The organism is Streptomyces sp. NPDC059895, from assembly GCF_042731035.1.
Lineage (GTDB): Bacteria > Actinomycetota > Actinomycetes > Streptomycetales > Streptomycetaceae > Streptomyces.
On the sequence record NZ_JBHWKO010000049.1, the window covers coordinates 47,939 to 60,628 of the forward strand.

Here is a 12,690-nt window from a genome sequence, read left to right on the forward strand (position 1 = left end):
GAGCGGGGGACCGGTCGTGACCCCGCGCGCCCACACCGTCCCGCCCGTTCAGCCGCGCGCCCACACCGTCCCGCCCGTTCAGCCGCGCGGGCGGACCGGGATCTCCCGCCAGCCGAGGCGATGAACGACGGCACCTGCCGCAGCGCCTCCGCACCCCCGTCCAGCCGCAGCTCGGGGAACCGCTCGAACAGGGCGGGCAGCGCGGTCAGCGCGTCCATCCGGGCCAGCGGAGCGCCGACGCACCGGTCCACCCCGATCCCGAACGCCAGGCCGATCTCGGGCCACAGCCGCCAGTGCCGGCGCGGGTCCTTGCTGACCCGCGGGTCGAGGATCAGCTCCTTGAGGACGTCGTGACCGGTGGGCGCCCAGGCCGGGATGCCCCCGGGCAGCTCCACGGGCACGATCGGACCGAGGGCACGCAGCCGGGCGCTCCCGCCCGGGATGTCGGAGCCGAACGGGTCGAGGGCGACGCGGTCGACGCGGGGGGTGACGCTCACGGCGGGACTCCTGGCTGGTCGGGCGAGCCGGGCGCGAAGCGGACGGGCAGGGCGGTCAGCGAGCGGGGAAGGGGCCCGGCCGCCGGCTCAGCCGCTCGCGGGGCAGGACCGGGTCGAGGTCGGGCAGCCACTGGGTGAGCCGTTCGATCGCCTCCGTGACCAGCAGCAGCGCGTGCTGCCGGACCGGGCAGGCGTGCGGACCGGCGCCCCAGGACAGGTGCGAGGCGTCGCGCGGGTGACGGCCGCCGCCGGCCTCCCGCCCGGCGAGCGGGGCGCCCTCCCCGTCCTTCGGGCCGTCGGGGAGGCCGAGCGCCCCGTACGACACCACGACGGGAACCGCGTCGCGCAGCCGCACCCCGTGCAGGACCGCCGGCCCGCGGGCGTAGTAGACGCCGTAGTTGGCCAGCGGCGTCTCGTGGTGCAGCACCTCGACCACCGCGTCCATCAGGTCGTCGCCGGGGCGCTCGGCCTTGGCCTCGATCAGGTCCAGGACGTACCCGGCGTACTGGGCCTCGCCCTCGGCGGCCTGCGCGCCGCCCTCCATCATCTCGCCCAGCCCCTCGTCGAGCCGGTCGCCCTGGCTGTCCGGCAGCCCGAACAGGTCGTTGAGGACCAAAGCCGTCAGCGGCCGCGAGAAGTCACCGACCAGGTCGGCCTCGCCGCGCGGCCCGATCCGGCCCGCCAGCAGACGCACCGCCCGGTGCACACGCGCCCGCAGGCCGTACGGCTCCACCAGGTCGAACACGTCGATGAGGGTGGCGCGGTAGCGGACGTGGGCGGCCCCGTCGGCGAACAGGGCGTTGGGCCGCCACCGCATCATGCCGAGCACCGGGGAGTCGGCGGGCACGGTCTCCTCCCACGCGCGCGGGTCGTGCCGAACCGCCCCGGCCCCGGTCCCGGTCCCGGTCCCGGTTCCTTCCCGGACCCGGACCCTTCCCGGGCACCCCGCGGACCCTGCCCCCGGACCCGGCCCCGGACCCGGCCCCGGACCCTTCCCGGGCACCCCGCGGACCCTGCCCCCGGACCCGGACCCGGACCCGGACCCGGCCCCGGACCCTTCCCGGGCACCCCGCGGACCCTGCCCCCGGACCCGGACCCGGACCCGGATCCGCGGATGCGGGCCCGGGTCGGGACCTGTGCCCGGGTGATCAGCCGTTCGGCAGGATCACCGCACGCCCGTTGATCCGGCCGTGGTGCAGCCGCTCGTAGGCGAGCGGGGCCTCGTCGAGGGAGAAGGTCTCGGTGTGCACGGAGACCGCCCCGGCCCGGGCGAGCGCGAGCACCTCCGCCAGTTCGCCCCGGCTGCCCCAGTACGGCGCGTGGACGGACACCTCGAAGGGCAGTTGGCCGAAGCCCACCGGCAGGGTGCCGCCGCCGATGCCGACGATCGCCACCTCGCCCTCGACGGCCGCGACCGCGCCCGCGGTCGCCACGGTCGCCGTCGCGCCGACGAAGTCGAAGACGGCCTGCGCGCCGAGGCCGCCGGTGAGCGCGCGCACCGCGTCCGCCGCGGCGGCGTCCGACAGCACCGCGTCGTGGGCTCCCACCTCCCGGGCGAGCCGCAGCTTGTCCTCGCTCACGTCGAGCGCGATCACCCGCGCCGGGGTCAGCGCCCGCAGCAACTGAATGGCGACGTGCCCGAGGCCGCCCGTGCCGATGACGACCGCCGTCGAGCCCGGCACCAGCCGGGGCAGGGCACGCTTGATCGCGTGGTACGGCGTGAGTCCCGCGTCGGTCAGCGGGACCGCCGCCACCGGGTCGAGACCGTCCAGGGGCACGAGATGCCGGGGGTCGTCCACCAGCATGTATTCGGCCATCGCGCCCGGCGCGCCCAGGCCGGGCGGGCGGATGCCGAGTTCGTCGGCGCGCAGGCAGTAGTTCTCCTTGCCCTCCGCGCACTTGACGCACGCCCCGCAGCCCCAGGGCCCGTACACGGCGACCGCGTCGCCCTCGCGCACCCCGGTGACCCCCGCGCCCAGCGCGGCGACCGTGCCGACGCCCTCGTGGCCGAGGGTGAGCGGCAGTTCGTACGGGAAGCCCTCCGCGGGCCAGCTCATCACCGCGATGTCGGAGTGGCACACCCCGGCCGCCGTGACCTTCAACAGGACCTGGCCCGGCCCGGGTTCGGGGTCGGGGACGGTGACGACCTCGGGCGGCGCGCCGATGGTGCGGTACTGAAGTGCCTTCATGACCTGACTCTCCCTTCCGTGCTCAGACGGCCGTGTAGGCGCCGTCGACCAGGTGGTAGCTGCCGGCCACGAACGAGGCGCGGTCCGACAGCAGGAAGACGATCAGCTCGGCGACCTCCTCGGAGCGGCCCAGGCGGCCGGCCGGGTGCAGGCGCACCAGGCCGTCGTAGGCCGCCTTGTCCATCTCCCGCAGCAGGGGCGTCTCGATGAAGCCGGGGCCGACCGCGTTGACGCGGATGCCGCGCGCCGCGTACTCGGCGGCGGCCGACTTGGTCAGGCCCACCACGCCGTGCTTGGCGGCGACGTAGGCGGGGGAGCCGGCGAAGGCCACCGAGCCGAGGATGGAGGCCACGTTCACGATCGCGCCGCCCTTGCCGCCGGCCTCGATGACGGGCAGTTCGTAGCGCATCGAGTAGAAGACGCCGTCGAGGTTGGTGCGCACGACACGGTCGTAGGCGTCGATGTCGTACTCGCCCGTCGGAGCGCTCGGGCCACCGATGCCGGCGTTGTTCACGGCCAGGTCCAGGCCGCCGAAGGTGTCGACGGCGAACCGCACGGCCGCCTCGACGGAGGCGGGGCGGGTGACGTCCACCTCGACGGCGGCGGCGGTCAGGCCCTCGGCGGTCAGCTCGGCGGCGGCCTTCTCGGCGCCCTCCGCGTTGTAGTCGGCGATGACGACGTGGGCGCCGCCGGCACCCAGGCGGCGGGCGGTGGCCAGACCGATGCCGGAGGCGGCGCCGGTGACCAGCGCGGTCCGGCCGGCGAACTCGGCGGCGTAGTCGGTGACGGGGGTGGTGCTCATGGTGCTCTCACTCTTCGGTAGTGCCGGGGGAGCCCGCGGACGCGGCCTCCCCGATCAGGGCGTCGTAGGCCCGCTCCACCAGGGCGGCGAGGTCTGCGGCTCCCGAGTCGTCGTCCGCGCCGCGCGCCCAGAGGCGCAGCGCGGCGGTCAGGACGCCGGCGGCGGCGTCGACCACGACGGCCGGACGGACGTCCCGGACGTCGTCGGTGCCGAGCCGGTCGGCGAGGATGCGGATCGACTCCTCCTGGGCGTCGACCCGGATGCGTTCGTAGGCGGCGAACAGGGCGGGCTCGCGGTCCACCAGGGCGAGCAGCCGCCGCATGCGCGGCCGCACGTGCCAGGCCGGGTGCTCGCGGTCGGCGAGCCAGGCGCGCACCGCGCGGCGGTAGGCGAGCAGCGGGGGTTCACCGGCGGGCCGGTCGCGCAGCAGCGCGTTGATGCGGTCGCCGTCGCCGCGCACGAAGTCGAGGGCGGCGTCCTCCTTGCCGGTGAAGTGCCGGCTGAAGGTGCGGCGTGTCACGTCCGCGCGCTCCGCGATCGCCTCCACCGTGGTGCCCGCCAGGCCGTGCTCCAGTATCAGGTCGATCGCCGCGGTGGCCAGGGCGTCCCGGGTCTGGCGCGCCTTGCGCCGCCGCCGGTCCTCGGGGGTGCCGGCGGCCGGTGCGGTCGTGGGCTCCGTTGCCTTCATGCCTCTGAGGCTACACCCTGATGTCCCACTGGGACATGAGTCTCCCCGGGACTTCTGTCCCGTTGGGACATGACGAGACTCGGAGGGTGGCGGGGAAAGGTGCGGACCGGGCGCTCACGCCCCGCTCGGCGGGGTCAGTACGGCGAGGGAGGCGTTGGCCTGACGCAGGGCCAGCTCCAGTGTGGCGGGGGCGTGCAGCGAGCCGGTGCCGTCCGGCGGCACCAGCCACTCCAGGGACCGGGCGGACCGGTACGGCGGAGGCACCGCGATCCAGGAGCCGCGGCCCGCGTGCCGCACTCCGGCGCCGATCCACCGGCTGCCGGGCTCGGGCGGCAGGAAGAAGCCCACCCGGTGGGCGGCGGTGTCCACGAGGGTCGGCCCCGGAACCGGCAGCGACGGCTGCCACAGCAGGTCCAGGGTGATCAGGCCCAGGTGGCCGGGGACGCTGAGCACGTCCCAGTACCGCCCCGCCTCCAGCAGGACGATCCCACTGCCCTGGTCCCAGTCCCGTTTGCAGACCCTCGGGTCCCTCGCGGCGGCGGCGAGCCACTCCACGCCCCGCGCCCACATCGCATCGCTCATGTCCGGCTCCACAGCAGATCCGCCCGGGGCCGGCGCACGAGGGCGCGCGGCACACCGTTCTCGGGCCGCCGTCGGCCGCGCGCCGACTCGGCACCTGCATGCTGGTAGATATTTCTACGGGGCGGAAGGGGTGGCGGATCCTGGCGTTTGGGATGTTTCGTTCGGGTTCCGCACCCCTGTTCGGCCGAGCCGACGGGCAACGCGGTGGCGGGCGGCCCGGTGTGCCCGAGGGGGTGAGGGGTACCCGGCGACCGGATCGGCGAGACGTCGATGATCACGCTGGGAGGAGGCTCGCATGGCCACTGGCACCGAGACCGGCGACGTGACCGGCACGCGGGACAAGGACTACAACCTCATCTGGTACGTGGAGGCGTGTCTGAACAACGCGCTGAGGCTGGAGACCTACATCCAGGACGCCGAGCGCGGCGACGACACCGAGGTCGCGGACCTGTTCCGCAAGGCTCAGGCGGACAGCCGCAAGGGCGCCGAACTGGGCAAGGACCTGCTGCGCGCCCGCCTGAGCGGCGGCTGACGCGCACAGCCCGCGGGGCCCGATCGCCGTGACCTTCTCACGGCGATCGGGCCCCGATGTGTCTGGGCCGCGACGTCCGGGCCGCGGACGGGCGGTCGGCGGTCGGCGGTCGGCGGTCGGGCCGAGGGTTGGCCGGCGGTCGGGCCGACAGTTGGCCGTCGCCGGTCACCGGGCGCTCACCGGCCGGTCAGTGGTCGTTCTCCAGGTGCAGTTTCAGCAGGTCCACCCCGTAGTCCCCGCCGTTGGGCGTGCGGATGACGGTGTGGATGTGCTGCTGCGTCGGTGTCCCGCCGGGGCCGCCCATGCCGCCGCCACCGTTTCCGCCGCTGTTGTCGTTGCCGTAGGCGAGCGGGGACTGGGCGTCGTACTCGATGAGGACGACCGGACTGTGCACCCGGTAGTAGAAGGCGGAGTCGTCGTCGGTCTCGCCGAGCCAGTAGAAGTACGTGTCGTCGAGGTGCTTCTCCACCTCCTTCAGTTTCACCGCGGCGTGCCCCTCGGGCATGTAGCCGACGTACACGCCGACCAGGTCCAGGAGCTCGGCGCGCTGGGCGGCCGTGAGTTCGGAGCCGCGCAGCCCCTGGTAGGCGAGCTGGACGTTGTCCTTCCCGGCGCCGGCCTTGAAGTTGTCGCCCGCCTTCTCCTCGGTGGTGGAGACGGCCTTGCCGCGCTGGGCGTCCGTCAGCGACCGGATGACGGCGAGGCCGGCCGTGGTCTCCGGCTTGAAGAGGGTGATCTTCTCGCCGTTGTAGGTGGCCGAGGTCGGCTCGGAGCCCATGAAGGTCGGCGTCATGACGACCTGGTCGCCGAGCACGAAGTAGTTGATGGCCACGTGGTGGCCCTCGTACTGGAAGCCCCAGGGGTCGGTCGTCGACGGTGTGCCCATCACGGTGAAGAAGTAGTGGCCCTCGGTGAGGGTCTCCTTGCCTCCGCCGTTGTAGTCGCCCAGGAACGCGTTGAGCTTCATGATGTTGCGGGTCTGGGTGAGCCCCTCCGCCGACAGGGCGGCTCCCAGCAGCGCGTACCCGAGGTCGCGCTGCTTCTCGGTGAGGTCGCCCATGCGGACGCCCTCACGCTCGTACCCGTCGACATTGCTCCAGGCGAGCCATTCGTCGGCCTCGATGTCGAACAGGGTGGACCGCCGCTGCGCCGTCGACAGGCCGTCGAGGAAGGCCTGCGCCGCCTTGACGAGCGCGTCCGTGGAGACGCCGGTGGAGTGGATGGAGTACAGGTCCTCGACGACCTTGCCGTCGGTGGTGACGCCCACGAAGTCGGCGTACTTCACCTCGCTCGCCCCCGGCCCCATGCCGCCCGGGCCTCCCGACGGCATACCGCTCGGAGCGCCGGAGGCGGAGGCCGCGGTACCGGAGGACTCCGAGGAGCAGCCGGTCATCGTGGCCACCGCGGCGGCACCGCCGACGAGCAGCGCCTTGTTCATGAACCAGCGCCTGCTGCGCTCGGCTCCGGGAGTACGTGGTCTGTGTCCGTGCATGCGGTCCAACCTCCACGGCGGACCTGAAGCGGACCTGTGAGCGCGCGGCGGCGCCCGTCAGCCCCCTCCCGGACCGCCCTGCGGGACGGGCAGCGGGGCGTCCGGGCGGGCCGGCGGCCCGGGCTCGGGAGACGGCCGTGGGTGTGCGGGGCCGGATCGCGCGGGTGGCTCGGCCTGGCGCAGCTCGGCCAGCAACTCGTTGCGTCCCGCGAGCAGTTCGGTCAGGATGCGGCGGGCCGCGCGCAGCAGTTCGGCCACGTCGCCGCCGGCGAGCGCGTAGCTGACCGTCGAGCCCTCCCGGATCGACACCACGATCCCGGAGCGGCGCAACACCGCCAACTGCTGCGACAGGCTCGACGGTTCGATCTCGATCTCGGTGAGCAGGTCCCGCACGGCGACGGGGCCGCCCTGCAGCAGTTCGAGGACCCTGATGCGCACGGGATGCCCGAGCATGCGGAAGAACTCGGCCTTGGCCTGGTAGAGGGGGACCTGCATGGTCGTTCGCTCGCTCCCTGCCGCGTTCGGGTCCTGCGTCCTGCGTCCTGCGTCCTGCGTCCGGCGTCCTCACGATCCTGGCGACCGCGGGCCCCGCACGCCCCGGTGATGCATGGTTGTGGATGTGTCGAGTTGAAGAAGACCGCAACTCGCGGGCGTGCGAAGCCGTCGGCCGCCGATCCGGCTACACCTCGAGCTGTGCCTCGATCCGCTTGAGCTGGTGGCGGGCCATGGCCAGGTTGGACCGGGCGCGGTCCAGGACGAGGTAGACGAACAGCCCGGCGCTCCGGCGGCTCCCGACCAGGCGGATGATGTGGTACTGGCTGCCGAGCGTGATGAGGATGTCCTCGATCTCTCCGGTCAGGCCGAGGTGCTCCATCGTGCGGACCTTCGCGCGGACCACGTCGGTGTTGCCCGCGGCGGCGATGGACAGGTCCAGGTCCTTGCCGCCGCCGAGCGTGCCCAGCGCCATACCGCTGGTGTAGTCCACGACCGCCGCGCCCAGCGCCCCCTCGATCGCGGTCATCATCTCCTTGAGGGAGATCTCCACATTCGCCATGGCGCTCCTCCTGCCGGTTGCGCGAGCCCGGGTTCCTCCGGCCCCGCTCGTGCCCGGAACGGTACGGAGCTGGTCACCCGTGAGGATGGTGGGTTCCGGAACTGGGGTGAGGATGTTCGAAAAGTGAAGATCCTTGTCGTTTTCTGACCGGCGGATGGGGTGCGGCTGCGGGTGCGGAGACTGCGAGGGCGGCCCAACTCCGCATGCAAAAAGGCAAGTTGACGTCCCCGCCGTGGTGTGTCCGGCCGTCAGGCCATCAGGCCCGCGGCCGTCGTGGCGCCCAGTTCCCAGCAGGCCTGGAGGTCCGGCTTGCCGGGTTCCCCGGTGACGGTCACGGGCTCGGCGGCGCGCCGCCAGCCCAGGCCCGTCGTGACGGCTTCGATGCCGCGGACCGCGCCCGTGACGTCGTTGCCGCCGTGCACGTAGTAGGCGAAGGGGCGGCCGCGGGTGGTGTCGAGGCAGGGGTAGTACACCTGGTCGAAGAAGTGCTTGAGGGCGCCCGACATGTAGCCGAGGTTGGCCGGGGTGCCGAGCAGGTAGCCGTCGGCGCCCAGGACGTCGGAGGCCGTCGCGGCCAGCGCGGCCCGGCGGACCACCCGGACGCCCTCGATCTCGGGGTCCGTCGCGCCGGAGACGACGGCCTCGAACATCGCCTGGCAGTTCGGGGAGGGCGTGTGATGGACGATCAGCAAGGTGGCCACGGCACCGAACCCTGCCCGCTCGGCGGGCAGGCCGCAAGCCGCGCCGTCACCACGGCAGGGTGGTGGCGTACCCGCCCCGACTCGGTCCGCAGCAGTTCCGCATCAGCAGTTCCGCATCAGCAGTCCCGCACCAGCAGTCCCGCATCAGTCCCACAGGGGGTAGCGCACGACCCGGGGAAAGCCCTCCGGCCGCTCCCCGGTGTACTCGAGGCTGATCCGTCCGTAGCGCTGCGTCTGCGGATCCTTCGCCCAGGGCTTCGGACGGTCGAGCCGTACGACGACCCGGTACGAGTGGAAGGTGCCCACGGCGCAGTACGGCTTGCAGTCGTTGACGACGTTGACCCCTCTGGCCCTGGCCGAGTCCGCCCGCCAGTGGTCCCACTTCAGGGAGGCCAGGCGGCTGTTGCCGTCGCCGCAGGCCAGGATGTACGCGGTAGGCCGCTTCTGCGGGTGCCAGAAGCAGTCCACCAGCACGGGAGGCGCGGTCTGACGCGCGGCCGCCCGCTCCGCCCCGGAGGATGACGCGGCGGGCGCGGCCGACGCCGTACCCATCGCCGCGACGAGTCCGAGCGCGGCACAGAGCAGGGCCGCCGTCCTCGTGATGTGTCCGCGCATGTCCGCTCCAGCCCGTCGTGCGCCCGGTCAGGTCTCGACGCTACGACGATGCGCGGAACGGGGCCACTCGAACGGGTCAGCGCCGGGCGGGGAGGGACCGGCGCCGGGGGCCGGACGGGCCGGGCCGCTCAGGCGTGGCGTGGCTCGGGACGGCCGAGACCGGCGATCTCGGCCAACGGCGTCCCGCACGCCCAGAGCCGGAGCCGGGTGCCGTCGATGAGATACGTGTGTCCCTGGCGCGCGGCCCAGGCCTCGTCCCGGTGCGTGAACGAGCCGCGGTGCACGACGAGCCGCAGCGGGGGCCCGGACCGTGCGGGCCCGGACCGTGAGAGGCAGGAGCAGGCCGTCTCCTCGTCCGGCAGCGGCTCGGCCACCGGCCGGAACGCCACGTCGAGCAGCCGCCCCCGCCCGTCCCGCGCGGCCAGGTGCGGGGAGCTGTGCGCGGGAGGCGGCACCACCCGCCACCCGTCCCGGCGCAGCATCCGCGCCACGGCGAGCACCAGCGCCGGCAGATCCAGCTCGGCCAGCTCCTCGGCGCTGTAGTAGCCGCGCCGCCTCCGGGCCGGCTGCCGGGTGCGGCGCCCCACGGCCACGGCCACGCCGCCGAGCGCCCCGACGGCCAGGACGGGAACCCAGACACCGGCGGCGCGGCCCGCCAGCGCGAGCGCCGCGGTCGCCCCGCACACGATCAGGACCAGCCCTACCAGCCCGGGCAGCGCGTCGCGCAACCGCGGGCCGTAGCGCCCCGCGGCCCGCAGTTCGCGCACGACCCGGCGCCGCCGGGCCCGTGACGACTCACCCGCCGGTGCTCCCCGCCCCCCGCGTCCCCCCAGGGCCGGCACCCCCCACCCCGTTCCTGACGACGTGTGGGGAAGTGATACCCGCGGGGTGACGCCGTGCCCGTGTCCGATGCCTTTCCGCCATGTCCTTGGCCGAAGAACGCCCTCGGGAGCGGTCGGCCTCACAGGTCGTTGTCAGTGGTGGGTGCGAAACTGCCGGCCATGGATGAGGCTGACTTCATGCGGGGCCGGGTCTACGGCGCCGACCACGACGACGCGAGCCCCCGCCCGGACCGTGCGTACGCGCAACTGGTGGGCGGACCGCTCGACGGCCTGCTGCTGGACGTCACACACCACGCCCCCGGTGACCGGCACGAGGTGGCGCTGACGACGGAGATAGGCCGCTACGGCCCCGGTGGCCGCGCGTGGTACGTGCGGCGCCCGGCGGACGCCCGCCGCTTCGACTGGCGGTGCGACGAGCCGGGCACCCGCTGACCCGGCACCGCTGACCCGGCACCGCTGACCCGGCACCGCTGACCGGCCCCGCGCCGACGCGCCCTCCCCCTCCCCCTGCCCATGGACCCCCGTCCACCCATCCGCCCCCATCTGTCCACCCATGCGTCCCCCCACCTGGAGCTCCTGTGGTGCACCTCCCTCGTGCCGCGCGGAACCTGGCGGCCGCCACCCGCCGCACCGCACTCGCCCTCCTCGCCGCGTCGACGGCGCACCCGCCGATCTCCTCGTCCACGGCCGCCGCAGTGCCCCGCGCAGGCGGGGGCCTGGACGACCCCGCGAAGAAGGAGATCGCCATGCGGCTGGTGTCGAGCGCGGAGAACTCCTCCCTCGACTGGAGGGCCCAGTACGCCTACGTCGAGGACATCGGCGACGGCCGGGGATACACGGCCGGCACCGTCGGCTTCTGCTCAGGCACCGGCGACATGCTGGAATTGGTCGAGCTCTACACGGACCGCGCCCCCGGCAACGTCCTCGCCCGGTACCTGCCCGCCCTGCGCGCGGTCGACGGCACCGACTCCCACGCGGGCCTCGACCCCCATTTCCCGCAGGACTGGCGCCGGGCCGCCCGGGACACCGCCTTCCAGCAGGCCCAGGACGACGAACGCGACCGCGTCTACTTCGACCCGGCGGTACGGCGGGCCACCGCGGACGGCCTGCGCGCCCTCGGCCAGTTCGCGTACTTCGACGCCCTGGTCATGCACGGCGACGGGGACGACGACGCCGGTTTCCGCGCCATCCGTGAGCGCGCCCTGGCCAGGGCGCAGCCACCGGCCCGGGGCGGCGACGAGACGGCGTACCTCGACGCCTTCCTCGACGCCCGGGTCCGGGCGATGCGACAGGAGGAGGCGCACAGCGACACCAGCCGGGTCGACACCGCGCAGCGCGTCTTCCTGCGCGCCGGCAACCTCGACCTGGAACCGCCCCTGGACTGGGCGGTGTACGGCGACGGATATCACATCGGCTGACCGGCGCCCCGCTCCGCCCGCCCGCGCACGCGGACGGCCCGCACGCGTATGCGGACGGCGGGCACGCGTATGCGGACGGCCCGCACGTGTACGCGGACCGCTCCCACGCGTCGCGTACCGCTCGTACGCGTACGCGGACGCGCCCGTGATGCTCGTGAGGCATAGGTGGCCGCTTCGGGGGTAGGCGCGCGGCCATGAACGGGGTAATGAAGGCGGTCCGGATGGAACCAGTCCCGCCCGACGACAGGTCTTTCGGGCCCGACGCGGGCCCTGTCGAGACGACGCTGGCCCTCGACGGCGAGGACGGCTGTATCGCCGGGGCACGGCATCTGACGGGTGATTTCCTCACGCGCGTCCAGCGCGAGCACGGGGTGCCGGTCTCGGCACGGACCCTGGACGTGGCGCAGCTGGTGGTGAGCGAACTGGTCACCAACGCGCTCCGCCACGCCCCAGGGCCGGTTCTGCTGCACCTGCGCATCGACGGTGCCGCGGTGGAGATCGCGGTGTGGGACAGCGATCCGGCGCTGCCGGTGCCGCGCGGCGCGGACCCGACACGGGTGGGCCAGCACGGCCTGGAGATCGTGATGGCCGTGGCCCAGGACGTCTCCGTCGTGCGCGAACCGGTCGGCAAGCGGATCGTCGCCCGCCTGGGCCTGCTCGACGGACTGTGAGCGGGCGGCGGGTCAGCGCGGCACGGGCCCCTCGGCGTCCACGACGCGGAGCGTGGCCCGGCCGAGGGCGAGCACCCCGTCGGACAACGGCGTGCACCGCACCCCGCCCTTGCCGCGCAGGGCCCGCTGCGCACCCGGGCCGACGGTGACGTCCATCCACGCGCAGGGCCGCGCCGGACGGTTCACGGCGAACGTCACGGGGCCGTGCGCCCCTTCGAGGACGATCGTCGAGCCGACGCAGGAGTCGATGTCGACGCCCCGCAGCAGGACGTTGCGGCGGGTGTGCCGCAGGTCGGCGGAGGGGTTGAGGTCCAGGGGGAGGTGCTCGGCGGACATCAGGGTCACCGCCGCGTCCCGGTGCGCCGGGCGGCCGAAGTAGCGGTCGCCGACCAGTCCGAGACCGCCGCGGACCGGCGCCGACTCCACCAGCTCACCGCCCGGCCCGTCCGCCGGCCCGTCCGCGGGACGCCCCGACAGCCGGTGCACCGGCGACACCAGCAGCTGCACGACCTCCACCTCGATCACGGGTCCACCCTAGGCCTTCCCGCCCACCCCGAGGACGGGGGACGGGGCGGGGGAGAGAGGGAGGGGGAGAGAGGGGGAGAGA

At 74.0% G+C, this 12,690-nt stretch carries 15 protein-coding genes and 2 pseudogenes; 4 read left to right on the forward strand and 13 right to left on the reverse strand.

Annotated features, from left to right (window positions below; all coding sequences use genetic code 11):
• The 6 genes and pseudogenes from ACFV9M_RS35335 to ACFV9M_RS35360 all read right to left on the reverse strand — a co-directional run.
• Positions 1 to 497, reverse strand: a pseudogene (locus ACFV9M_RS35335) (hypothetical protein); the annotation flags it as partial.
• Positions 494 to 1,371, reverse strand: a pseudogene (locus ACFV9M_RS35340) (cytochrome P450); the annotation flags it as partial. The pseudogenes ACFV9M_RS35340 and ACFV9M_RS35335, both read right to left, overlap by 4 nt.
• Before the next feature lie 274 nt (positions 1,372 to 1,645).
• Complete coding sequence (locus tag ACFV9M_RS35345) at positions 1,646 to 2,686, reverse strand: NAD(P)-dependent alcohol dehydrogenase (RefSeq protein WP_385076814.1); 1,041 nt, start codon at positions 2,684 to 2,686, stop codon at positions 1,646 to 1,648.
• Between the two features lie 22 nt (positions 2,687 to 2,708).
• Positions 2,709 to 3,488, reverse strand: coding sequence for an SDR family NAD(P)-dependent oxidoreductase (locus ACFV9M_RS35350; RefSeq protein ID WP_385076817.1), 780 nt, complete (start codon positions 3,486 to 3,488; stop codon positions 2,709 to 2,711).
• A 7-nt stretch (positions 3,489 to 3,495) separates the two neighbouring features.
• Positions 3,496 to 4,176, reverse strand: a complete 681-nt coding sequence (locus tag ACFV9M_RS35355) for a TetR/AcrR family transcriptional regulator (RefSeq protein WP_385076820.1) — start codon at positions 4,174 to 4,176, stop codon at positions 3,496 to 3,498.
• Between the two features lie 114 nt (positions 4,177 to 4,290).
• On the reverse strand, positions 4,291 to 4,758 hold the full coding sequence (locus ACFV9M_RS35360) for a hypothetical protein (protein WP_385076822.1): 468 nt from the start codon (positions 4,756 to 4,758) through the stop codon (positions 4,291 to 4,293).
• 295 nt (positions 4,759 to 5,053) lie between these two features.
• Here ACFV9M_RS35360 and ACFV9M_RS35365 point away from each other — a divergent pair, with 295 nt between their 5' ends.
• Entirely contained in the window at positions 5,054 to 5,290 is a 237-nt protein-coding gene (locus tag ACFV9M_RS35365; protein ID WP_385076824.1) for a hypothetical protein, read from the forward strand.
• 187 nt (positions 5,291 to 5,477) lie between these two features.
• Here the strand turns inward: ACFV9M_RS35365 and ACFV9M_RS35370 are convergent, their stop codons facing one another.
• The 6 genes from ACFV9M_RS35370 to ACFV9M_RS35395 form a co-directional block, all read right to left on the reverse strand.
• Entirely contained in the window at positions 5,478 to 6,728 is a 1,251-nt protein-coding gene (locus ACFV9M_RS35370) for a DUF3500 domain-containing protein (RefSeq protein WP_385102637.1), read from the reverse strand.
• A 111-nt stretch (positions 6,729 to 6,839) separates the two neighbouring features.
• Positions 6,840 to 7,277: an ArsR/SmtB family transcription factor gene (locus ACFV9M_RS35375; protein WP_385076828.1), complete on the reverse strand. Its 438-nt coding sequence runs from the start codon at positions 7,275 to 7,277 to the stop codon at positions 6,840 to 6,842.
• A gap of 184 nt (positions 7,278 to 7,461) precedes the next feature.
• Positions 7,462 to 7,836 carry a hypothetical protein gene (locus tag ACFV9M_RS35380; protein ID WP_385076831.1) on the reverse strand — a complete coding sequence of 125 codons (375 nt, stop codon included), beginning with the start codon at positions 7,834 to 7,836 and terminating at the stop codon, positions 7,462 to 7,464.
• 248 nt (positions 7,837 to 8,084) lie between these two features.
• On the reverse strand, positions 8,085 to 8,537 hold the full coding sequence (locus ACFV9M_RS35385) for a flavodoxin family protein (protein ID WP_385076834.1): 453 nt from the start codon (positions 8,535 to 8,537) through the stop codon (positions 8,085 to 8,087).
• 144 nt (positions 8,538 to 8,681) lie between these two features.
• Positions 8,682 to 9,152: a hypothetical protein gene (locus tag ACFV9M_RS35390; protein ID WP_385076837.1), complete on the reverse strand. Its 471-nt coding sequence runs from the start codon at positions 9,150 to 9,152 to the stop codon at positions 8,682 to 8,684.
• Positions 9,153 to 9,280: 128 nt separating this feature from the next.
• A complete protein-coding gene (locus tag ACFV9M_RS35395; RefSeq protein WP_385076839.1) occupies positions 9,281 to 9,919 on the reverse strand; it encodes a hypothetical protein in 639 nt (212 codons plus the stop codon).
• A gap of 234 nt (positions 9,920 to 10,153) precedes the next feature.
• On the opposite strand from ACFV9M_RS35395, the gene ACFV9M_RS35400 reads away from it, so the two are divergent.
• The 3 genes from ACFV9M_RS35400 (at position 10,154) to ACFV9M_RS35410 (ending at position 12,083) form a co-directional block, all read left to right on the forward strand.
• On the forward strand, positions 10,154 to 10,426 hold the full coding sequence (locus ACFV9M_RS35400) for a hypothetical protein (RefSeq protein WP_385076842.1): 273 nt from the start codon (positions 10,154 to 10,156) through the stop codon (positions 10,424 to 10,426).
• Between the two features lie 149 nt (positions 10,427 to 10,575).
• The gene (locus ACFV9M_RS35405) at positions 10,576 to 11,412 is read left to right on the forward strand and encodes a chitosanase (protein WP_385076845.1); all 837 of its coding nucleotides are present in this window, start codon (positions 10,576 to 10,578) and stop codon (positions 11,410 to 11,412) included.
• A gap of 221 nt (positions 11,413 to 11,633) precedes the next feature.
• Positions 11,634 to 12,083, forward strand: a complete 450-nt coding sequence (locus ACFV9M_RS35410) for an ATP-binding protein (RefSeq protein WP_385076848.1) — start codon at positions 11,634 to 11,636, stop codon at positions 12,081 to 12,083.
• A 12-nt stretch (positions 12,084 to 12,095) separates the two neighbouring features.
• Here ACFV9M_RS35410 and ACFV9M_RS35415 read toward each other — a convergent pair whose 3' ends face one another.
• Positions 12,096 to 12,608, reverse strand: a complete 513-nt coding sequence (locus ACFV9M_RS35415; RefSeq protein WP_385076851.1) for a molybdenum cofactor biosysynthesis protein — start codon at positions 12,606 to 12,608, stop codon at positions 12,096 to 12,098.
• Between the last annotated feature and the right edge of the window lie 82 nt (positions 12,609 to 12,690).